The organism is Streptomyces sp. NPDC002870, from assembly GCF_042888505.1.
Taxonomy (GTDB): domain Bacteria; phylum Actinomycetota; class Actinomycetes; order Streptomycetales; family Streptomycetaceae; genus Streptomyces.
Genome location: NZ_JBIAPW010000004.1, coordinates 140363 through 160628, shown reverse-complemented (window position 1 = coordinate 160628; position 20266 = coordinate 140363). Strand labels below are relative to the sequence as shown.

Sequence of the window (20266 nt, the reverse complement as noted above, 5' to 3'; positions counted from 1 at the left end):
GGCCCGTATCCCTTCGGGGGTGCGGGCCCGTTCCGCTTCGAGAGGATCTTTTCCGTGAGCGATGAGGTGGAACCGGGGTACGTCCGGGTGCGGCTGGATCTGTCGTACGACGGCAGGGACTTCTCCGGGTGGGCCAAGCAGGCCGCTGGGCGACGGACCGTCCAGGGGGAGATCGAGGACGCGCTGCGTACGGTGACGCGGTCCTCGCAGACGTACGAACTGACCGTCGCCGGGCGCACCGATGCCGGGGTGCACGCGCGCGGGCAGGTCGCGCACGTCGACCTGCCGCAGGGCGTCTGGGCCGAGCACCAGGACAAGTTGCTGCGGCGGCTGGCGGGGCGGCTCTCGCACGATGTGCGTGTCTGGAAGGTCGAGGAGGCCCCCGCGGGGTTCAACGCGCGCTTCTCGGCGATCTGGCGGCGGTACGCGTACCGGGTGACCGACAACCCCGGGGGTGTCGACCCGCTGTTGCGGAGTCATGTGCTTTGGCACGACTGGCCGTTGGACGTCGACGCCATGAACGCGGCCGCGGCCGGGCTGGTCGGGGAGCACGACTTCGCGGCGTACTGCAAGAAGCGCGAGGGCGCCACCACCATTCGTACGCTGCAGCAGCTCGCCTGGGAGCGGGACGAGGCGGGGATCGCCACCGCGACCGTGAAAGCCGACGCCTTCTGCCACAACATGGTGCGCTCGCTGGTCGGCGCGCTGCTGTTCGTGGGGGACGGGCACCGGCCGGTGGAGTGGCCGTCGAAGGTGCTGGCCGCCGGGGTGCGGGACTCGGCCGTCCATGTGGTGCGGCCGCACGGCCTCACGCTGGAGGAAGTCGGTTACCCCGCCGACGAGTTGCTGGCCGCCCGGAACCGGGAGGCCCGCAACAAGCGGTCACTGCCGGGGTCACTGTCCGGCGGGAGCGGTGGCTGCTGCTGAGGCCTGGGCCTCGCCGCGGCGCACGATCTGACGGAACGTGAACTCAGCGAGGTCATCGCCCGTCTGGAAGGCCTTGGTGTCGCCCTTGGTGACGGACTTGGCCTTGGTGTAGCCGGTGGCGGTGAAGTAGGCGTAGCGGCCGTAGGAGTTGGCGGTGAACCGGCAGACCGGGCCGCCCTTGCAGAAGCCCCCGACCCCGGCGCCTGCGAGCGGGGCGATATTGCCCTGCGCCTGCTGGGCCGCCTTCTTGGCCTCGGCCTCGGTGCCGAAGACCGCGACGCCCACGGTGACGGCGATGCCGTCCTTGCTGTACGTGGCGCGGAAGACCTGGTCGCAGCCGTTCTTCTCGAGCACCGAGCCGAGCGCGCCCTGGGTCGCGGAGGGGCAGGTGCCGGTGCGGGCGGTGGCGCCCTTGGCGTAGATCCGGTCGCCCATCGTCAGCTTCTTGCCCGGGAAGAGGATCTCCGCGCTGAGCGGAGCCGTGTCCTTCTTCTCGTCGGAGATGAAGTCCTTCGGGTTCGGCGGCGGCAGCGGCGCGACCGAGGAGAAGGACGGTTCGGGCTGGGTGGTGTCGCTGGGCAGGTCGGGGGCTGCGGGCAGCTCGCTCGCGTTCTTGTCCCCGGCCCGGTTGCCCCCACCGCTGTTGGAGGAGACGATCCCGGTCGCCACGACGCCGGCTATCAGGGCGGTCGCGAGTGCGCCGCCGCCGACCAGCAGCCACCGCCTGCGGCGGGCGCGGGTGGCGGACGCGTCAGCCAGCGCGGCCCAGTCCGGTGTGTCCGTCTGCGCGCTCGCGCGCAGGCCGAACGGGTCGCGGGCGCCCGGCCCGGAGGTGTAAGGGTCTTGCCCCCCGTACGGGTTCTGATTCTGTCCGCCGGACCCCCACTGAGGTCCCCCCTGCCCAAAGCTCATGCCGCGCATCCTAAACCTGTTGGGCGAGGGGGACGTCGGCGGCGAGAATCGGCGCATGGGACATCTCGAGGCGGCGCATCTGGAGTACTACCTACCGGACGGACGGGTGCTTCTCGGCGATGCCTCGTTCCGGGTGGGCGAGGGCGCGGTGGTCGCCATGGTCGGCGCCAACGGCGCGGGCAAGACGACGCTGCTGCGGCTCATGGCGGGGGAGCTGCAGCCGCACGGCGGCACGGTGTCGGTCAGCGGCGGGCTCGGCGTGATGCGGCAGTTCGTCGGATCGGTGCGGGACGAGCGGACCGTACGGGATCTGCTGGTGTCGGTGGCGCAGCCGCGGATCCGCGAGGCCGCGCGGGCGGTCGACGCCGCGGAGCACCTGATCATGACGGTGGACGACGAGGCCGCGCAGATGAAGTACGCGCAGGCGCTGAGCGACTGGGCGGAGGCGCGGGGGTACGAGGCCGAGACCGTCTGGGACATGTGCACGTCGGCCGCGCTGGGCGTCTCGTACGAGAAGGCGCAGTGGCGGCTCGTACGGACTCTGAGCGGCGGTGAGCAGAAGCGGCTGGTGCTCGAGGCGCTGCTGCGGGGACCGGACGAGGTGCTGCTGCTGGACGAGCCGGACAACTATCTGGACGTGCCCGGCAAGCGGTGGCTGGAGGAGCGGCTGAAGGAGACCCGTAAGACGGTCCTCTTCGTCTCCCACGACCGGGAACTGCTGTCGCGGGCGGCGGAGCGGATCGTGAGCGTGGAGCCGAGTCCGGCGGGGTCGGACGTATGGGTGCACGGCGGCGGCTTCGGTACGTACCACGAGGCGCGCAAGGAGCGCTTCGCGCGCTTCGAGGAGCTGAAGCGGCGCTGGGACGAGGAGCATGCGCGGCTGAAGGCGCTGGTGCTGCGGTTGCGGCAGCAGGCGGCGATCAGCCCGGACATGGCGTCGAGGTACCGGGCGATGCAGACGCGCTTCAAGAAGTTCGAGGAGGCTGGGCCGCCGCCGGAGCCGCCGCGCGAGCAGGAGATCCGGATGCGGCTGCGGGGCGGCCGGACCGGGGTGCGGGCGCTGACGTGTGCCGGTCTCGAGCTGACCGGCCTGATGAAACCGTTCGACCTGGAGGTCTTCTACGGGGAGCGGGTCGCCGTGCTCGGCTCGAACGGGTCAGGGAAGTCGCACTTCCTGCGGCTGCTGGCGGGGGACGCTGTCTCCCACGCGGGGACGTGGAAGCTGGGGGCGCGGGTGGTGCCCGGGCACTTCGCGCAGACGCATGCGCATCCGGAGCTGCTGGGGCGGACGCTGGTCGACATCCTGTGGACGGAGCATGCGAAGGACCGGGGCGGTGCGATGAGCGTGCTGCGCCGGTACGAGCTGGAGCGCCAGGGCGACCAGCCCTTCGAGAAGCTGTCGGGCGGGCAGCAGGCGCGGTTCCAGATCCTGCTGCTGGAGCTGGAGGGGACGACAGCGCTGCTGCTGGACGAGCCGACGGACAACCTGGACCTGGAGTCGGCACAGGCGCTGCAGGAGGGGCTGGAGGCGTACGAGGGGACGGTGCTGGCGGTGACGCACGACCGGTGGTTCGCGCGGGCCTTCGACCGGTATCTGGTGTTCGGGTCGGACGGTGTGGTGCGGGAGACGGCGGAGCCGGTGTGGGACGAGCGGAGGGTCGATCGGGTGCGGTGACCTCGGGCGGCGGTCGGCGGGCCGCCTGCGGCGGGCTGATCCCGCTCCGTCCCCGCCGCGCCCGAGCAGGCGCGGGGCGAGCCTGCCACCGCCGCCTCGGACGTGTTCTCGCCGGGGCGACCCTTCCATCCGGCGATGGGCCGGGCGCCGTACCGCGACGGCGGCGCGGGCTCCGCGATGAGCAGCTGGTGCGGGCGGCGACCGGTGATCTCGACGTCTCCGGGCTGCCCCCGGAGCTGGACGGGCCGGGTGACAAGCGGCTGCTGGCCGGCGTGGCGATCGCAGAGCGGCTGCCCGTCGGGACTGCGACGATTGCCGTGGGGCTCGGGGCTGACGAGGCCGGGTATCCGGCCAGGGCGCTGGGACCTGCTGGGGCCGCGCCCTGACCGCTGCCCGTCACCTGTTTTGACCCGCCCGGGTCAGCGCGGGTATTCTTCTGGTTCGTTATGCGTATTGGCTTGCTCTATCTCACGTGAGGGGCCCTTACGCCGGTCCACCGGGCCGATGACCAGCGGCAGGCACTCGGGTTGCGTCCCCGTAGCGCCGCCAGGGCTGTCGTGATCGTCCGGGTGGCCCTGTCAGGACCCTTCCCCTAAGCCCTGGGGCTTGGGGAGGCCCCATCACTGAAGAAGCGAAGGCTACGACCGTGCGTACGTACAGCCCCAAGCCCGGCGATGTCACGCGCCAGTGGCACATCATCGACGCGCAGGACATTGTCCTGGGCCGTCTGGCGACTACGGCAGCGAACCTCCTCCGGGGCAAGCACAAGCCGATTTACGCCCCCCACATGGACATGGGCGACTTCGTCATCATCATCAACGCCGAGAAGGTTCACCTCTCCGGCAACAAGAAGACCCAGAAGATGGCGTACCGCCACTCCGGGTACCCGGGTGGTCTGCGCTCCGTCCGCTACGACGAGCTGCTGGCCAAGAGCCCGGAGAAGGCTGTGGAGAAGGCCATCAAGGGCATGATCCCCAAGAACACCCTGGGTCGTCAGATGCTCTCGAAGCTGAAGATCTACGCGGGCGAGAACCACCCGCACGCTGCCCAGCAGCCGGTCCCGTTCGAGATCACCCAGGTCGCGCAGTAGTTCCGGCCACCCCCTAAGACGTACAGAAAGATCTGAGGAGAATCGTGGCCGAGACCACTGCAGAGACCACCGCCGACGACGTGGCGGGCACCGAGGCTGAAGAGACCTTCGCCGAGGTGACCACCTTCGAGTCGGAGGTTCCCGTCGAGGGCGAGTACACCAGCGAGTCGCTGGCGTCCCGCTTCGGCGACCCCCAGCCGGCTGCCGGCCTGGGCCGTCGCAAGAACGCCATCGCCCGCGTCCGGATCGTTCCGGGCACCGGCAAGTGGAAGATCAACGGTCGCACCCTTGAGGAGTACTTCCCCAACAAGGTGCACCAGCAGGAAGTCAACGAGCCCTTCAAGGTGCTCGAGCTCGACAACCGCTACGACGTCATCGCCCGCATCTCGGGTGGCGGCGTCTCCGGTCAGGCCGGCGCCCTGCGCCTCGGCGTGGCCCGCGCGCTGAACGAGGCGGACGTGGACAACAACCGCGCCACGCTGAAGAAGGCCGGGTTCCTCTCCCGCGACGACCGTGCGGTCGAGCGCAAGAAGGCCGGTCTCAAGAAGGCCCGTAAGGCCCCGCAGTACAGCAAGCGCTAAATCGCACGCTGGCCTGTACGGCTTTCGTTCGCCCCGGCGGCACTCCGTGCTGCCGGGGCGTTCGTTTATCGACAACCTCGGGCGTATAACGGGCTATGGCGCTCAGAGGCTTGCATTTTCGGAGCATTTCGGAGGACAGCTGTGGGACGACTCTTCGGCACGGATGGCGTGCGCGGTGTCGCCAATGCGGATCTGACGGCGGAGCTCGCGCTCGGCCTGTCGGTCGCTGCGGCGCATGTGCTCGCTGAGGCGGGGACCTTTGAGGGACATCGGCCGACCGCCGTGGTCGGACGTGATCCGCGTGCGTCGGGAGAGTTTCTGGAGGCCGCCGTCGTGGCGGGTCTCGCAAGCGCGGGCGTGGACGTCCTGCGCGTCGGTGTGCTGCCCACCCCCGCGGTGGCGCACCTCACCGGCGCGCTGGGCGCCGACCTCGGCGTGATGCTCTCCGCGAGCCACAACGCCATGCCGGACAACGGCATCAAGTTCTTCGCGCGCGGCGGGCACAAGCTCGCCGACGAGCTCGAGGACCGTATCGAGACGGTGTACGAGCAGCACCGGACCGGTGAGCCGTGGGAGCGGCCGACCGGCGCCGGCGTCGGACGCGTGACGGACTACGAAGAGGGCTTCGACAAGTACGTCGCGCACCTCATCGCCGTCCTGCCGAACCGGCTCGACGGGCTGAAGGTCGTCCTCGACGAGGCGCACGGCGCGGCCGCCCGCGTCTCGCCCGAGGCCTTCGCGCGGGCCGGGGCCGAGGTCGTCACCATCGGCACCGCCCCGGACGGGCTCAACATCAACGACGGCTGTGGGTCCACCCACTTGGGCCTGCTCAAGGCCGCAGTCGTCGAGCACGGCGCGGACTTCGGCATCGCGCACGACGGCGACGCTGACCGCTGCCTGGCCGTCGACGGCGCGGGGCAGGAAGTCGACGGGGACCAGATCCTGGCTGTGCTCGCCCTCGCGATGCGCGAGGCCGGGACGCTGCGCAAGGACACCGTCGTCGCCACCGTCATGTCCAACCTCGGCTTCAAGCTGGCGATGGAGCGCGAGGGCGTACAGCTGGTGCAGACCGCGGTCGGCGACCGGTACGTCCTGGAGTCGATGAAGGCCGAGGGGTACGCGCTGGGCGGCGAGCAGTCCGGGCATGTCATCGTGCTCGACCACGCGACGACCGGAGACGGCACGCTCACCGGCCTGATGCTGGCGTCGCGCGTCGCCGCGACGGGCCGCTCGCTGGCGGATCTCGCGGCGGTCATGGACCGGCTGCCGCAGGTGCTCATCAATGTGCCGGACGTGGACAAGTCGCGGGTCAACACCTCCGCGGAGCTCGCGGGCGCCGTCGCAGAGGCGGAGCGCGAACTGGGCGCCACCGGCCGCGTACTGCTGCGCCCGTCGGGTACGGAGCCGCTCGTACGGGTGATGGTGGAGGCCGCCGACATCGAGCAGGCCCGCTCGGTCGCCGGGCGGCTGGCCGACGCGGTGAAGTCCGCGCTCGGCTGACCTGATCGGGCAAGGCGATACGCCGCCCGGCCCCCGACGGGACCGGGCGGCGTATCGTGTGCGCCGCGTATGTCGCGTATGTCCGCGTATCAGAGCGGCGACTTGGCCGCCGTACGCGCCCGCTGCCTCGCCCAGAAATACTTCTGCAGGAGCAGCGTCAGCGTGCCCGCCAGCACAATGCCCAGCAGATTCAGCAGCAGTCGCTCCGTCGAGCCCCACGCCTGCTTGTACTCCTGATAACTGAAAGCCACCGCCGCGTTCGCCGCCGCCGGGACGGTAGTGACCGAGATCGCCACGCCCACCAGCGCACCCGACTTCGCCGACGTCAGCGAGAGCATGCCGGCCGAGCCCGCCAGGACCGCGACCACGAACGAGAACCAGTCCGGGCGGTAGATGAAGTTGGTGTTGGGACGTTCGGCCGCGAGCATCTCCTGCTCGAACAGGTTCACCCAGTCCATGAAGTAGCTGAAGACCACCGTCACGAGCATCGCCGCCGCGAAGCCCACGATCAGCGCGAGGAACGAGCGCCACGCCAGCCGCGGGGCGCGCTGCACCAGCGCCGTGCAGAAGCCCGCCAGTGGGCCGAACTCCGGGCCCACCGCCATCGCGCCCACGATCAGGATCGCGTTGTCGAGCACCACGCCGCAGGCCGCGATCATCGTCGCCAGCGCCAGGAACGCGATGTACGTGACCGAGAGCGTCGACTCCTCGTGCGTCGCGTCCGTCAGGTGCTCCCACAGCACCGCGTCCACGCCCTCGCCCGGAGCCTCTTCCTCCGCCGTGTCGGCACGCCTGGACAGTGACAGATCGATGTTCTCGACGGCGATCGAGCCGGACTCGTCGATGCCGAGCTCGCGCAGACCGCCGATCAGTTCGTCGCCCGCCTCGCGCGCGACATCGCACATCACCAGGTCGCCGGGGGGATTGCGGGCGGCGCCGGGGACGACCGCGAGGTGCGTCGTGCCGACGGTCTTCTCGATCAGCTGGACCACTTCGGCGGTGCGGTCGGCCGGGGTGATCAGGCGCAGGTGCAGCACGCCGGCGGCTCCTCGGAGTCGGCTTCGCAAGTTGCGTCGGAGTACGCGTCAGAGCTTGCGCAGGGACAGGCGCTGGACCTTGTGGTCCGGGCCCTTGCGCAGCACCAGCGTGGCACGGCCGCGCGTCGGAGCCACGTTCTCCAGCAGATTGGGTTTGTTGATCGTGCGCCACATCGTACGGGCGTAGTCCAGCGCCTCCTCCTCGGAGACCTGGGTGTACTTCCGGAAGTACGAGAACGGGTTCTGGAACGCCGTCTCGCGCAGCTTGCGGAACCGGTTGAGGTACCAGGTCTCGATGTCCTCGGAGCGGGCGTCGACGTAGACACTGAAGTCGAAGTAGTCGGCGAGGCCGACTCGCGTGCGGCCGTCCTTGCCGGGCAGGGCCGGCTGGAGGACGTTGAGGCCCTCGACGATCAGGATGTCGGGGCGGCGGACCGTGAGGAGCTCGCCCGGCACGATGTCGTAGATCAGGTGGGAGTAGACCGGGGCGGTGACCTCGTCCTTGCCCGCCTTGATGTCGGCGACGAAACGGGTCAGGGCGCGCCGGTCGTACGACTCGGGGAAACCCTTGCGCGACGTCAGGCCGCGGTCCTGGAGCTCCTTCATGGGGAGCAGGAAGCCGTCGGTGGTGACGAGCTCGACCCGCGGGTGCTCGGGCCAGCGGGCCAGCAGCGCCTGGAGCAGACGGGCGACGGTGGACTTGCCGACCGCGACGGAGCCGGCGACTCCTATGACGAAGGGGGTGCCGCGCTGCTCGCCGTGGCCATTGCCGGCGTCGCCCAGGAAGGTGTTGAGCGCGCCGCGCAGACCGGCGGTGGCCTGTACGTACAGATTGAGCAGACGGGACAGCGGGAGGTAGACGTCCCGTACCTCGTCGAGGTCGATGACATCGCCGAGACCGCGCAGCCGCTCGACCTCCTCGGCGGTGAGGGGGAGCGGCGTTTTGTCGCGCAGGGCGCTCCACTCCGCGCGGGTCAGGTCGACGTACGGCGTCGACGCGGGTTCGGCCCGGCGGTGGGCGCTTCGTGGCGGCGAAGAGATCACACGGTCATTGTCGCGGCTTCATGGGCGCTGTGGCGGGTGGGATCGGTCACGCGCCGGGGTGCGGGGCCGCAGGCGACGAGGGCGGAATGTCAGTGGCGTACGTCATGGTCGCGGAAGGAGTGGGCCCCGACCTCGACCGGCCGGCGACGCGGGCCTACCGGGCGAAGGCGTGACCGCGCCAGTGGGCGCCTTGCTGCCTGGGCCGTGACGGGCGGGGGTCGTAGGCTGCGGCCATGTGCGGAATCGTGGGTTACGTCGGCGGACAGTCGGCGCTTGATGTGGTCGTCGCGGGCCTCAAGCGGCTCGAATACCGGGGCTACGACTCGGCCGGTGTGGCGGTACTCGCCGACGGCGGGCTGGCCGCGGCGAAGAAGGCGGGCAAGCTCGTCAACCTGGAGAAGGAGTTGGTGGACCGGCCGCTGCCGGCCGGGACCACCGGCATCGGGCACACCCGGTGGGCCACGCACGGCGGGCCGACCGACGCCAACGCCCACCCCCATCTGGACAACGCGGGGCGCGTCGCCGTCGTACACAACGGGATCATCGAGAACTTCGCGGCGTTGCGGACCGAGTTGGAGGCGCGCGGGCACGAGCTGGCGTCGGAGACAGACACCGAGGTCGTCGGGCATCTGCTCGCGGAGTCGTTCTCGTCGTGCGGGGACCTGGCCGAGTCGATGCGGCAGGTGTGCCGGCAGCTGCAGGGCGCCTTCACGCTGGTCGCCGTGCACGCGGACGAGCCGGATGTGGTGGTCGGTGCGCGGCGGAACTCACCACTGGTGGTGGGCGTTGGGGAAGGTGAGTCCTTCCTCGCGTCGGACGTGGCCGCGTTCATCGCCCACACGCGGTCCGCGATCGAGCTGGGGCAGGACCAGGTGGTGGAGCTCCGCCGGGACGGCGTGACGGTCACCGACTTCGACGGTGCGCCCGCTCAGGTGCGGACGTACCACGTGGACTGGGACGCTTCCGCGGCCGAAAAGGGGGGCTATGACTACTTCATGCTCAAGGAGATCGCCGAGCAGCCCAAGGCTGTCGCCGATACGTTGCTGGGGCGGATCGACGCCGCCGGGTCGCTGACGCTCGACGAGATCCGGATCCCGGTGTCCGTGCTGCGGGAGGCGGACAAGGTCGTCATCGTGGCATGCGGCACCGCCTTCCACGCCGGGCTGATCGCCAAGTACGCCATCGAGCACTGGACCCGCATCCCGTGCGAGGTGGAGCTGGCGAGCGAGTTCCGCTACCGGGACCCGATCCTGGACCAGCGGACGCTGGTGATCGCGATCTCCCAGTCCGGCGAGACCATGGACACCCTGATGGCTCTGCGGCACGCGCGCGAGCAGGGCGCGAAGGTGCTGGCCATCTGCAATACGAACGGCTCGACGATCCCACGTGAGTCCGACGCCGTGCTCTACACGCACGCGGGTCCCGAGGTCGCGGTCGCGTCGACCAAGGCCTTTCTGACGCAGCTGGTGGCCTGTTACCTGGTGGCGCTGTATCTGGGGCAGGTGCGCGGCACCAAGTGGGGTGACGAAATCCAGGCCGTCATCCGGGACTTGGCGCAGATCTCGGGGGCCGTCGAGCGGGTCCTGGAGACGATGGAGCCGGTACGGGAACTGGCACGCTCGCTCGCCGACAAGAACACGGTGCTGTTCCTGGGACGGCATGTGGGCTACCCGGTGGCACTGGAGGGCGCGCTGAAGCTCAAGGAACTGGCGTACATGCACGCGGAGGGCTTCGCGGCGGGCGAGCTCAAGCACGGGCCGATCGCGCTGATCGAGGAGGATCTGCCGGTGGTGGTCGTCGTGCCGTCGCCCCGTGGGCGTTCCGTGCTGCACGACAAGATCGTCTCCAATATCCAGGAGATCAGGGCGCGCGGAGCGCGGACGATCGTGATCGCGGAGGAGGGGGACGAGTCGGTCGTGCCGTACGCGGACCACCTGATCCGGATCCCTGCCACGCCGACGCTGCTGCAACCCCTGGTGTCGACCGTGCCGTTGCAGGTCTTCGCCTGCGAGCTGGCGACGGCGCGCGGCAACGAGGTCGACCAGCCGCGGAACCTCGCGAAGTCCGTCACCGTCGAATGATCATCGGGGTGGGGATCGACGTCGCCGAGATCGACCGGTTCGCCGCGACGATGCGGCGGACGCCGGGCATGGCCGGACGGCTGTTCCTGGAGCGGGAGTTGCTGCTGCCGAGCGGTGAACGGCGGGGATACGCCTCCTTGGCGGCTCGGTTCGCCGCCAAGGAAGCGGTCGCCAAGGCGCTCGGCGCGCCCGGCGGGCTGTACTGGACCGACGCCGAGGTGTACGTCGAGGACACGGGGCAACCGCGGCTGCGGGTACGCGGGACCGTGGCGGCGCGGGCGGCCGAGCTCGGTGTGCGGTCCTGGCATGTGTCGCTCAGTCACGACGCGGGGGTGGCGTCGGCGGTGGTGATCGCGGAGGGTTGACCGTATGCGTACCGCTTACAGCGTGGAGACCGTACGGGCCGCCGAGGCCGAACTGATGGCGCGCCTGCCGCAGGGCGCGCTCATGCAACGGGCCGCTGCCGGACTCGCCGCGGCCTGTGCGGATCTGCTGTGCCGGGTGTACGGCGCGCGGGTGGTGCTGCTCGTCGGGAGCGGGGACAACGGCGGCGACGCGCTGTACGCGGGGGCGCGGCTGGCGCGTCGGGGAGCCGGGGTCTCGGCGGTCCAGCTGGGGGCGCGCATCCATGAGGGCGGCCTCGCTGCCCTGCTCGGCGCGGGCGCTCGGGTCGCGGACGACCCTTTCGAGGTGCTGGCCGCGGCGGACCTGGTACTGGACGGCATCACCGGGATCGGCGGGCACGGCGGGCTGCGTCCTGACGCGCTGCCGGTGGCGCGGGCCGCGCGAGGGTCCGACGCGGTCGTCGTCGCGGTGGATCTGCCGAGCGGGGTGGAGGCGGACACCGGGGAGGTGCCGGGCGAGGCGCTGCGCGCGGATGCGACGGTGACCTTCGGTACGTACAAGCCGGGGCTGCTGATCGACCCGGCGAAGGAGTACGCGGGGACGGTGCGGCTCGTCGACATCGGTCTGGAGGCGCATCTGCCGTCCGTGCCGGACCTCGAGGCGCTCCAGCACGCGGATGTGGCACGGCTGCTGCCGGTGCCGGCCGTGGAGAGCGACAAGTACCGGCGGGGCGTCGTGGGCGTCGTCGCCGGGTCCGCGCGCTACCCGGGCGCGGCGGTGCTCGCGGTCGCGGGAGCGCTGCGCGGCGGCGCGGGGGCGGTGCGGTACGTCGGGCCGGCGGCCGAGGCCGTGATCGCCCGGTTCCCGGAGGCCCTGGTCCACAGCGGACCCCCGTCGAAGGCGGGCCGGGTGCAGGCGTGGGTCGTCGGCCCGGGGCTCGGCGACGGTCTGGATGTCGTACAGGAGGTACTGGAATCCGACGTACCGGTCCTGGTCGACGCCGACGGCCTGCGGCCGCTCGACGCCTCGACGCTGCGGGACCGCGGCGCGCCCACGCTGTTGACCCCGCACGCGGGGGAGGCGGCCGCGCTGCTGGGCGTACCGCGCGAGGAGGTGGAGTCCACGCGGCTCGCGTCCGTGCGGGAACTGGCCTCGCGCTACGGAGCGACGGTGCTGCTCAAGGGCTCGACGACACTGGTCGCGGCCCCGGACGACGGCCGTTCCCCGGTCCGGGCGAACCCCATGGGCACACCCTGGCTCGCGACGGCCGGCAGCGGCGACGTCCTGTCCGGCCTGGCGGGCGCGCTGCTCTCGGCGGGCCTCGACCCGCGGGACGCGGGCTCGGCGGCGGCGTATCTGCACGGCCTGGCGGCCCGCCACGCGATCACGGACGGCGCGCCGATCACGGCGTACGAGGTGGCGGGGGCGCTGCGGTCGGCGTGGCGCGACGTACAGGAGTGACGGGGCTGGAGTGACGGCGCGCTGAACTGACGGGCGGCGGAGTCACTGCGGGCTGAACTGACGGGCGGGAGTCACGGCGCGCTGAACTGACGGGCGGCGGAGTCACTGCGGGCTGAACTGACGGGCGGGAGTCACGGCGGGCCGAACTGACGGGCTGGGGAGCCGCGTCATCGCCGGAAACCAGCCCTCCGTTCCCCGAAACCACCCCCGGTACCGCGACCCCCCGGGCCCCGAAACAGCCCCCGTTCCCCGAAACCGTGATCAACCGCACAGGCGCAGACTTGTTGAACCCCGCACCGGTTGTACGACTGCTGTCGTACCCCTCTGAGACACTGGGCCCGATGAGTCAGCCACAGCCCCTGAGAGCCCGCGCCGAGATCGACCTCGCGGCCCTGCGCGCCAATGTGCGTGCGCTGCGTGCCCGCGCGCCGCGTGCTGCCCTCATGGCCGTGGTGAAGTCGGACGCGTACGGACACGGCATGGTGCCCTGCGCCAAGGCCGCGCTCGCGGCCGGGGCGACCTGGCTCGGGACCGCCACGCCGCATGAGGCCCTCGCCCTGCGCGCGGCAGGCATCCGGAGCAGGGTCATGTGCTGGCTGTGGACGCCCGGCGGGCCCTGGCGGGAGGGCATCGAGGCCGATCTCGACATGTCCGTGAGCGGCCTGTGGGCCCTCAGGGAGGTCACCGCCGCCGCCCGCGAGGCCGGCCGGCCGGCGCGGATCCAGCTCAAGGCCGACACCGGGCTCGGGCGCAACGGCTGCCAGCCCGCCGACTGGCCCGAGCTCGTCGCCGCCGCGCTCGCCGCCGAGGCCCAGGGCACCGTCCAGGTCACCGGGCTGTGGTCGCACCTCGCCTGCGCCGACGAGCCCGGGCACCCGTCCATCGCCGCCCAGCTGGACGTGTTCCGCCAGATGCTGGCGTACGCCGAGAAGGCGGGCATCGAGCCCGAGGTGCGGCACATCGCCAACTCCCCGGCGACGCTGACCCTCCCGGAGACGCACTTCGACCTCGTACGGACGGGCATCGCGATCTACGGCGTGTCGCCCAGCCCCGAGCTCGGCACGCCCGCGGACTTCGGGCTGCGGCCCGTGATGACGCTCGCCGCCTCCGTCGCGCTGGTCAAGCAGGTCCCGGCAGGCCATGGCGTCAGCTACGGACATCACTACGTCACGGCGGAAGAGACGACGCTCGGCCTCATCCCCCTCGGCTACGCGGACGGCATCCCGCGCCATGCCTCCGGCCGCGGGCCGGTCCTGGTCGGCGGCGAGTGGCGACGGGTGGCCGGCCGGGTGGCCATGGACCAGTTCGTAGTCGATCTTGGCGGGCAGAAGATCCAGGAAGGCGCCGAAGCTCTGCTGTTCGGACCGGGCGACCGGGGCGAGCCGAGCGCCGAGGACTGGGCGCAGGCGGCGGACACCATCGCGTACGAGATCGTCACCCGCATCGGAACGCGAGTTCCGCGCGTCTTCCTGAACGACGACCCCGACGAGTAGGAGCGGCACGGTGAGCGAGACCAGCACGGGGCCCGTCGTGGCCGCCGCGGCGACGGCTGCCACGACGGGCAACTGGCGCCGGGCGGGCATCGCAGGCGCCGCGATAGGCGTGGTCGCCGCAGGCGCGGCCGCGGGCGTCGCGCTCGAGCGCCTCACGGTCGGCCGCGGCATGCGCAAGAAAGCGCGGCTCGCGCTGGACGCGTCGGGGCCGTACGGAGCTCTGCGCGGCCTGCCCGGCAAGGCGATCGCCGACGACGGCACCGAGCTGTACTACGAGGCCGACGAGGTGGACCCGGAAGCGGGTGCCCCGCGCCGCCGCAGGCTCTTCGGCCGCAAGGCGCCCGCCCCCGTCACCGTCGTCTTCAGCCATGGCTACTGCCTGAGCCAGGACTCCTGGCACTTCCAGCGCGCGGCCCTGCGCGGCCTGGTGCGCACCGTGTACTGGGACCAGCGCAGCCACGGCCGGTCGGCAAGGGGAGCGGCCCAGTCCGGACCGGACGGCGTGCCGGTCGCCATCGACCAGCTGGGCCGCGACCTCAAGGCGGTGATCGACGCGGCCGCGCCCGAGGGCCCGCTGGTGCTGGTCGGGCACTCCATGGGCGGGATGACGGTGATGGCGCTCGCCCACCATTTCCCCGAGCTGGTACGGGAGCGGGTCTCCGGAGTCGCCTTCATCGGCACCTCGGCGGGCAGGCTCGGCGAGGTCAACTACGGCCTGCCGGTCGCGGGCGTGAACGCGGTGCGCCGGGTGCTCCCGGGCGTGCTCAAGGCGCTCGGCTCGCAGGCCGAACTGGTCGAGCGGGGCCGCCGCGCCACCGCCGACCTCTTCGCAGGCCTCATCAAGCGGTACTCGTTCTCGTCCAGGGACGTGGACCCGGCGGTGGCCCGGTTCGCGGAGCGGATGATCGAGGGCACGCCGATCGATGTGGTCGCGGAGTTCTACCCGGCGTTCGTGGAGCACGACAAGGCCGAGGCGCTCGACATCTTCCGCGAGGTGCCGGTGCTCGTCCTGGCGGGTGACAAGGATCTGGTGACCCCGAGCTCGCACAGCGAGGCGATCGCGGACATGCTGCCGGACTCGGAGCTGGTGATCGTGCCGGACGGCGGGCATCTGGTGATGCTGGAGCACCCGGAGGCCGTCACGGACCGACTGGCCGACCTGCTGGCCCGGGTCGGCGCGGTCCCGGCACCGGCTAACGTTGGCCCGTATGGAAGCACCGCACAGCCCGGCGGCTGAGAGCGCCACCCACGCCATCAGCGCCGACGACTCGACCGGCGCCGACGACTCGACCGGCGCCAACGACTCGACCGGCGCCAACGATTCGACCGGCGACGCTCACGCCACCAGCGCCGCCCGTCTCTGCGTCGAGTCTCCTGAGCAGATGCAGGAGTTGGGTCGCCGGCTCGCGAAGCTGCTGCGCCCCGGCGACCTGGTCATGCTCACCGGTGAGCTCGGCGCGGGCAAGACGACGCTGACCCGCGGCCTGGGCGAGGGCCTCGGGGTCCGCGGCGCCGTCACATCCCCGACCTTCGTCATCGCCCGCGTCCACCCCTCGCTGACCGGCGGCCCTGCCCTTGTGCATGTGGACGCGTACCGGCTGGGCGGCGGCCTCGACGAGATGGAGGACCTCGATCTCGACGTCTCGCTGCCCGAATCGGTGGTGGTCGTGGAGTGGGGCGTCGGCAAGGTCGAGGACCTCTCGGACGACCGGCTGCAGGTGCTGATCCACCGGAAGGTCGGCGACACGGACGACGACCGCCGCGAGGTCACCCTGACGGGCTTCGGCGCGCGCTGGGCGACGGTCGACCTGACGGCGATGGGGGCCTGAGCCGTACTGCACCGGCGTGTGTGTATGCCGTAGGTGTGTACGTTCCGACAAGACGTCGGCAAAATGTTGCGCGGGCAGTGCCGGGCGTGTTCACATGGTATCGAGCAGGTTAGGTCTGCCTAACCACGACTGCCCCCGGAGCCCAGGAGGCGTCCATGTCGGCATCCGAGCGCGAATCCCAGCCACGGCAGCAGCCGCAGGTGCGGCCGCGGGCGCTGACGCCGCCGCCCCTGTCGATGCGCGATCTTCTGGCGTCGTGCGCGGCGGCCAGTGCGGTCTCCACTCCGCCCCGTGAGGAACGGCGTTCCGAGGAGCGTGAAACCCGGCGCGACGCCGCGTAGTCCTGGGAGCTACGAGCCAAGGGACACGAGCCAAGGGACACGAGCCAAGGGACACGAGCCAAGGGACACGAGCCAAGGGACACGAGCCAAGGGCTACTGGCTGCCGGCTACGGGACGACGACGACCTTCGAGCCGATCGACGCGAACTCCCACATCGCGTCGCCGTCCGCCCGCTTCATCCGCACGCCGCCGGTCTTCTTCTGCGGGTTCGGGCTCGCCATCGACCCGTTGACCGCGGCGCTGAAGCCGACCGACACATCGTCGACGCTCGCGAAGCGCACCACATGCTCGATCCGCACCCCGTCCGACCCGGGGACGCTGCCGGACCGTGAGGTCACCGCGTACACACCGGGCGGCGGGCTGACCGTCGACGGCATGACCCCGAAGGTCCGCGTCAGCTTCCCGTTCTCGCCCACCAGCCACACGCGCCGTTCGGACAGCGAGTACACGACGCGCTCGCCGGCGCCCGACTTCGCGGGCAGCGCCAGCGGGTTCTTGGACTTGTGCTTGGGGTCGCCGGAGGCATTCGCGGACGGGACCGCACTGGGGGTGTTGGCCTTGCCGAGCTGGTCGGGGGCGCTCGCCGACGCCTGGTAGGCGAGGAAACCGACGGCGGCCAGAGCTGCCGCCGTGAGCCCGGCCACGAGTCCCGAGCTGCTCCGTGACACCGTTCCCACCTTTCGAAAGTACGTCTCCGTGGTGACGGTAGCAGCAGCCGCACCCTCGGACACGGCACCGTGCCCGGGTGCCGGAGCCGTAGGCTGTTTGCGTGCTCTTGCTCGCCGTTGATACCGCCACGCCCGCCGTCACCGCCGCCCTCCACGACGGCAATTCCGTCGTCGCCGAGTCCAGTCGCGTCGACGCCCGCCGGCATGGAGAACTGCTGCTGCCCGCCATCGACCGCGTCCTGGCCGAGGCCGGGGTGAAGCTCGACGCCGTCACCGCCGTGGTGGCCGGAGTCGGCCCCGGTCCGTACACCGGGCTGCGCGTCGGACTGGTCACGGCCTCGACCTTCGGCTCGGCGCTGGGCGTTCCGGTGTACGGGCTGTGCACGCTGGACGGGCTGGCGTACGCCTCCGGTCTGGAGGAGCCGTTCGTGGTGGCGACGGACGCACGCCGCAAGGAGGTGTACTGGGCGCGGTACGAATCCGCCCGCGGCCGCGTGAGCGAGCCCGCCGTCGACCGGCCCGCCGACATCGCCGAGCAGGTCGCGGGTCTGCCCGCGGTCGGTGCCGGTGCGCTGCTCTACCCCGAGACGTTTCCGGACGCCCGCGGGCCCGAGCATGTCTCGGCCGGGGCGCTCGCCGCGCTGGCCGCCGAGAAACTGGCCGCCGGGGACGACTTCTTGCCGCCGCTGCCGCTGTATCTGCGCCGGCCGGACGCCCAGGTGCCGAAGAACTACAAGGTGGTCACGCCGAAGTGACCGAACGACCGACCGAACGACCGACCGAACGACCGACCGGACGACTGACCGGACAACCGGCCGAACGCCTGACCGGACGACCGGCCGAACGGCCATCCGGACGACCCACTGCTGTGCTGCGTGAGATGCGCTGGTGGGACCTGGAACATGTGCTCGCGCTCGAGCACGCGCTGTTCCCGGAGGACGCCTGGTCGGCCGGGATGTTCTGGTCCGAACTCGCCCATGCGCGTGGCCCGCGCGCCACCCGCCGCTATGTGGTGGCGGAGGCGGACGGGAAGATCGTCGGGTACGCGGGCCTCGCGGCGGCCGGCGGTCTCGGAGACGTACAGACGATCGCCGTCGCCCGCGACCAGTGGGGAACGGGACTCGGCTCCCGGCTCCTGACCGACCTGCTGCAGCACGCCACCGCCTTCGAGTGCGACGAGGTGCTCCTCGAAGTGCGCGTGGACAACACCAGGGCCCAGAAGCTGTACGAGCGCTTCGGCTTCGAGCCCATCGGATTCCGCCGCGGCTACTACCAGCCGGGCAATGTCGACGCCCTCGTCATGCGGCTCCACGTACAAGGAACAGAGACTTAACTGATGGCTGACGAACCGCTCGTACTGGGCATCGAGACCTCCTGCGACGAGACCGGCGTCGGCGTCGTCCGCGGTACGACCCTCCTCGCGGACGCCATCGCCTCCAGCGTGGACACGCACGCCCGGTTCGGCGGCGTGGTGCCCGAGATCGCGTCACGCGCGCATCTGGAGGCGATGGTTCCGACCATCGAGCGCGCCCTGAAGGACGCGGGCGTCTCGGCACGCGATCTGGACGGGATCGCGGTGACGGCGGGGCCGGGCCTGGCCGGCGCGCTGCTGGTCGGGGTCTCGGCCGCGAAAGCGTACGCATACGCGCTGAACAAGCCGCTGTACGGGGTGAACCACCTGGCCTCGCACATCTGCGTCGACCAGCTGGAGCACGGACCGCTGCCCGAGCCGACGATGGCGCTGCTGGTGAGCGGTGGCCACTCGTCCCTGCTGCTCGCGCCGGACATCACATCTGACGTACGGCCGATGGGCGCCACGATCGACGACGCGGCGGGCGAGGCCTTCGACAAGATCGCGCGCGTCCTTGACCTGGGCTTCCCGGGCGGTCCGGTGATCGACCGGCTGGCGAGGGAGGGCGACCCGGCGGCGATCGCGTTCCCGCGCGGCCTCACCGGCTCGCGCGACCCGGCATACGACTTCTCCTTCTCGGGGCTCAAGACCTCGGTCGCCCGCTGGATCGAGGCCAAGCGGGCGGCGGGCGAGGAGGTGCCCGTACGGGATGTGGCGGCATCGTTCCAGGAGGCGGTCGTCGATGTGCTCACCCGCAAGGCGGTGCGCGCCTGCCAGGACCAGGGCGTCGACCACCTGATGATCGGCGGCGGCGTGGCTGCCAATTCGCGGCTGCGGGCGCTGGCCCAGGAACGCTGCGAACGGGCGGGGATCCGGCTGCGGGTACCGCGGCCGGGGCTGTGCACGGACAATGGCGCGATGGTGGCGGCGCTCGGGGCGGAGATGGTGGCGCGGAACCGGCCGGCCTCCGACTGGGAGCTGTCGGCGGACTCGTCGCTTCCGGTGACGGATCCGCATGTGCCGGGAAGTGCCCACGCCCCCACCCACGATCACGATCACGTGCACGAGATCAGCAAGGACAACCTCTACTCATGACGGTCGCGTTGATGTGGGAGGCCCGGGCCGTGCAGGGCCGGGGCGCCGAGCTGCTCGAATGGGCGCGGGCCCAGGAGCTGGCGCATGAGCCGGTGCGCCGCGAGACGTTCCGGGCTCCTGGCGACCGGGTGCTGGTGATCACCTGGTGGGATGCGGTCTACGGTGCCGATCTGCCCGAAATCCCGGAGCCGGACGCCGAGTTGATCACACGGGCGGTGCACCGCTGGCGGTTCGAGTCGCTGGAGACCCTGCCGTCCTGAGCCTCCTGGCCCTCCTGAGCCGTCCTGAGCTGGGTTGAGCCGTCCGGTGGCCACTCCGGAAAGTTCTCCGGACAATTCTCCGGAGAATCGGCCGAGAAATCTTCCGGCGGATGTCGATCCAGCCGTCTTCCGTTCGACGCAGGGGTGAGAGGCGGGGAACGGCCCCGCTGTCCAGTACGAGGAGTCACCATGCCGCGCTACCTGACCATGGTCCGCGTCAATGAGAACGAGATGCCCGCCGGGGGCCCGAGCCCCGAGCTCATGGAGCGGATGGGCAAGCTGATCGAGGAGATGACCAAGGCCGGAGTCCTGCTCGACACCAACGGGCTCACTCCGACCTCGCAGGGCACCCGCGTCACCTGGTCCGGCGGAAAGCTGACCGTCATCGACGGCCCCTTCACCGAGAGCAAGGAGGTCGTCGGCGGGTACGCGATCATCCAGGCCAAGGACAAGGCCGAGGTCCTCGAATGGACCAAGCGCTTCCTGCAGGTCCACGAGGAGCACTGGAACATCACCTCCGAGATCCGCGAGATCGCCGAGGGATGAAACGTTTGCCGCCGGGCTGCGGGAGTGCTC

22 protein-coding genes are annotated in these 20266 nt (G+C 71.1%); 18 read left to right on the top strand and 4 right to left on the bottom strand.

The annotated features are described in order from the left end of the window. Positions 1 to 54 precede the first annotated feature (54 nt). Positions 55 to 927 (top strand): tRNA pseudouridine(38-40) synthase TruA, encoded by an 873-nt coding sequence (gene truA / locus ACFYWY_RS07320; protein ID WP_389181091.1) that lies wholly within the window; start codon positions 55 to 57, stop codon positions 925 to 927. Here truA and ACFYWY_RS07315 read toward each other — a convergent pair. Then, the gene (locus ACFYWY_RS07315; RefSeq protein WP_389181088.1) at positions 895 to 1839 is read right to left on the bottom strand and encodes a hypothetical protein; all 945 of its coding nucleotides are present in this window, start codon (positions 1837 to 1839) and stop codon (positions 895 to 897) included. The two genes, truA and ACFYWY_RS07315, sit on opposite strands and share 33 nt — an antisense overlap. 55 nt (positions 1840 to 1894) lie before the next feature. Between ACFYWY_RS07315 and ACFYWY_RS07310 the strand changes: the two genes are divergently transcribed. The 5 genes from ACFYWY_RS07310 (at position 1895) to glmM (ending at position 6685) form a co-directional block, all read left to right on the top strand. Further along, the gene (locus tag ACFYWY_RS07310) at positions 1895 to 3514 is read left to right on the top strand and encodes an ABC-F family ATP-binding cassette domain-containing protein (protein WP_389181084.1); all 1620 of its coding nucleotides are present in this window, start codon (positions 1895 to 1897) and stop codon (positions 3512 to 3514) included. Between the two features lie 188 nt (positions 3515 to 3702). Then, positions 3703 to 3900, top strand: a complete 198-nt coding sequence (locus ACFYWY_RS07305) for a hypothetical protein (protein ID WP_389181081.1) — start codon at positions 3703 to 3705, stop codon at positions 3898 to 3900. 260 nt (positions 3901 to 4160) lie between these two features. Continuing rightward, positions 4161 to 4604, top strand: a complete 444-nt coding sequence (rplM, locus tag ACFYWY_RS07300; RefSeq protein ID WP_266381617.1) for a 50S ribosomal protein L13 — start codon at positions 4161 to 4163, stop codon at positions 4602 to 4604. Between the two features lie 44 nt (positions 4605 to 4648). Then, on the top strand, positions 4649 to 5185 hold the full coding sequence (gene rpsI / locus ACFYWY_RS07295) for a 30S ribosomal protein S9 (protein ID WP_389181078.1): 537 nt from the start codon (positions 4649 to 4651) through the stop codon (positions 5183 to 5185). A 141-nt stretch (positions 5186 to 5326) separates the two neighbouring features. Then, positions 5327 to 6685, top strand: a complete 1359-nt coding sequence (gene glmM / locus ACFYWY_RS07290; RefSeq protein WP_389181075.1) for a phosphoglucosamine mutase — start codon at positions 5327 to 5329, stop codon at positions 6683 to 6685. A gap of 89 nt (positions 6686 to 6774) precedes the next feature. On the opposite strand, the gene ACFYWY_RS07285 is transcribed toward glmM, so the two are convergent. Together ACFYWY_RS07285 and coaA are read right to left on the bottom strand one after the other, a co-directional pair. Beyond that, on the bottom strand, positions 6775 to 7722 hold the full coding sequence (locus ACFYWY_RS07285) for a DUF389 domain-containing protein (RefSeq protein WP_389181072.1): 948 nt from the start codon (positions 7720 to 7722) through the stop codon (positions 6775 to 6777). A 48-nt stretch (positions 7723 to 7770) separates the two neighbouring features. Next, positions 7771 to 8766 (bottom strand): type I pantothenate kinase, encoded by a 996-nt coding sequence (gene coaA, locus ACFYWY_RS07280; protein ID WP_389181069.1) that lies wholly within the window; start codon positions 8764 to 8766, stop codon positions 7771 to 7773. A gap of 233 nt (positions 8767 to 8999) precedes the next feature. Between coaA and glmS the strand changes: the two genes are divergently transcribed. From glmS to ACFYWY_RS07245, 7 genes are all read left to right on the top strand, one after another. Further along, positions 9000 to 10847, top strand: coding sequence for a glutamine--fructose-6-phosphate transaminase (isomerizing) (gene glmS, locus ACFYWY_RS07275; RefSeq protein ID WP_389181067.1), 1848 nt, complete (start codon positions 9000 to 9002; stop codon positions 10845 to 10847). After that, positions 10844 to 11212: a holo-ACP synthase gene (locus ACFYWY_RS07270; RefSeq protein WP_389181064.1), complete on the top strand. Its 369-nt coding sequence runs from the start codon at positions 10844 to 10846 to the stop codon at positions 11210 to 11212. The genes glmS and ACFYWY_RS07270 overlap by 4 nt, the downstream gene beginning before the upstream one ends. A 4-nt stretch (positions 11213 to 11216) precedes the next feature. Further along, a complete protein-coding gene (locus tag ACFYWY_RS07265; RefSeq protein ID WP_389181061.1) occupies positions 11217 to 12653 on the top strand; it encodes an NAD(P)H-hydrate dehydratase in 1437 nt (478 codons plus the stop codon). A 341-nt stretch (positions 12654 to 12994) separates the two neighbouring features. Continuing rightward, positions 12995 to 14146, top strand: coding sequence for an alanine racemase (gene alr, locus ACFYWY_RS07260; RefSeq protein WP_389181058.1), 1152 nt, complete (start codon positions 12995 to 12997; stop codon positions 14144 to 14146). Between the two features lie 10 nt (positions 14147 to 14156). After that, positions 14157 to 15383, top strand: a complete 1227-nt coding sequence (locus ACFYWY_RS07255) for an alpha/beta fold hydrolase (RefSeq protein WP_389181055.1) — start codon at positions 14157 to 14159, stop codon at positions 15381 to 15383. After that, complete coding sequence (tsaE, locus tag ACFYWY_RS07250) at positions 15355 to 15975, top strand: tRNA (adenosine(37)-N6)-threonylcarbamoyltransferase complex ATPase subunit type 1 TsaE (protein WP_389181052.1); 621 nt, start codon at positions 15355 to 15357, stop codon at positions 15973 to 15975. Before ACFYWY_RS07255 ends, tsaE begins: the two co-directional genes overlap by 29 nt. A 155-nt stretch (positions 15976 to 16130) precedes the next feature. Beyond that, positions 16131 to 16316, top strand: a complete 186-nt coding sequence (locus ACFYWY_RS07245; protein ID WP_389181049.1) for a hypothetical protein — start codon at positions 16131 to 16133, stop codon at positions 16314 to 16316. 107 nt (positions 16317 to 16423) lie between these two features. Here the strand turns inward: ACFYWY_RS07245 and ACFYWY_RS07240 are convergent, their stop codons facing one another. Then, entirely contained in the window at positions 16424 to 16960 is a 537-nt protein-coding gene (locus ACFYWY_RS07240) for a L,D-transpeptidase (protein WP_389181529.1), read from the bottom strand. Between the two features lie 125 nt (positions 16961 to 17085). Here ACFYWY_RS07240 and tsaB point away from each other — a divergent pair, with 125 nt between their 5' ends. The 5 genes from tsaB to ACFYWY_RS07215 all read left to right on the top strand — a co-directional run bounded on the left by tsaB (position 17086) and on the right by ACFYWY_RS07215 (position 20236). Next, complete coding sequence (gene tsaB / locus ACFYWY_RS07235) at positions 17086 to 17739, top strand: tRNA (adenosine(37)-N6)-threonylcarbamoyltransferase complex dimerization subunit type 1 TsaB (protein ID WP_389181046.1); 654 nt, start codon at positions 17086 to 17088, stop codon at positions 17737 to 17739. A 125-nt stretch (positions 17740 to 17864) separates the two neighbouring features. Beyond that, the gene (rimI, locus tag ACFYWY_RS07230) at positions 17865 to 18317 is read left to right on the top strand and encodes a ribosomal protein S18-alanine N-acetyltransferase (protein ID WP_389181526.1); all 453 of its coding nucleotides are present in this window, start codon (positions 17865 to 17867) and stop codon (positions 18315 to 18317) included. 3 nt (positions 18318 to 18320) lie between these two features. Next, the gene (gene tsaD / locus ACFYWY_RS07225) at positions 18321 to 19430 is read left to right on the top strand and encodes a tRNA (adenosine(37)-N6)-threonylcarbamoyltransferase complex transferase subunit TsaD (RefSeq protein ID WP_389181043.1); all 1110 of its coding nucleotides are present in this window, start codon (positions 18321 to 18323) and stop codon (positions 19428 to 19430) included. Further along, positions 19427 to 19690, top strand: coding sequence for a hypothetical protein (locus ACFYWY_RS07220; protein WP_389181040.1), 264 nt, complete (start codon positions 19427 to 19429; stop codon positions 19688 to 19690). The genes tsaD and ACFYWY_RS07220 overlap by 4 nt, the downstream gene beginning before the upstream one ends. A 189-nt stretch (positions 19691 to 19879) precedes the next feature. Next, the gene (locus ACFYWY_RS07215; protein ID WP_389181037.1) at positions 19880 to 20236 is read left to right on the top strand and encodes a YciI family protein; all 357 of its coding nucleotides are present in this window, start codon (positions 19880 to 19882) and stop codon (positions 20234 to 20236) included. Positions 20237 to 20266: the final 30 nt, after the last annotated feature.

Bases quoted from the DNA above. Each gene is read 5' to 3' on its own strand.
- tsaD (WP_389181043.1), top strand. From the start codon at position 18,321: ATGGCTGACGAACCGCTCGTACTGGGCATCGAGACCTCCTGCGACGAG.
- ACFYWY_RS07215 (WP_389181037.1), top strand. From the start codon at position 19,880: ATGCCGCGCTACCTGACCATGGTCCGCGTCAATGAGAACGAGATGCCC.
- ACFYWY_RS07265 (WP_389181061.1), top strand. From the start codon at position 11,217: ATGCGTACCGCTTACAGCGTGGAGACCGTACGGGCCGCCGAGGCCGAA.
- ACFYWY_RS07270 (WP_389181064.1), top strand. From the start codon at position 10,844: ATGATCATCGGGGTGGGGATCGACGTCGCCGAGATCGACCGGTTCGCC.
- rimI (WP_389181526.1), top strand. From the start codon at position 17,865: ATGCGCTGGTGGGACCTGGAACATGTGCTCGCGCTCGAGCACGCGCTG.
- ACFYWY_RS07310 (WP_389181084.1), top strand. From the start codon at position 1,895: ATGGGACATCTCGAGGCGGCGCATCTGGAGTACTACCTACCGGACGGA.
- tsaE (WP_389181052.1), top strand. From the start codon at position 15,355: ATGGAAGCACCGCACAGCCCGGCGGCTGAGAGCGCCACCCACGCCATC.
- glmS (WP_389181067.1), top strand. From the start codon at position 9,000: ATGTGCGGAATCGTGGGTTACGTCGGCGGACAGTCGGCGCTTGATGTG.
- alr (WP_389181058.1), top strand. From the start codon at position 12,995: ATGAGTCAGCCACAGCCCCTGAGAGCCCGCGCCGAGATCGACCTCGCG.
- ACFYWY_RS07220 (WP_389181040.1), top strand. From the start codon at position 19,427: ATGACGGTCGCGTTGATGTGGGAGGCCCGGGCCGTGCAGGGCCGGGGC.
- ACFYWY_RS07245 (WP_389181049.1), top strand. From the start codon at position 16,131: ATGTCGGCATCCGAGCGCGAATCCCAGCCACGGCAGCAGCCGCAGGTG.
- ACFYWY_RS07315 (WP_389181088.1), bottom strand. From the start codon at position 1,839: ATGAGCTTTGGGCAGGGGGGACCTCAGTGGGGGTCCGGCGGACAGAAT.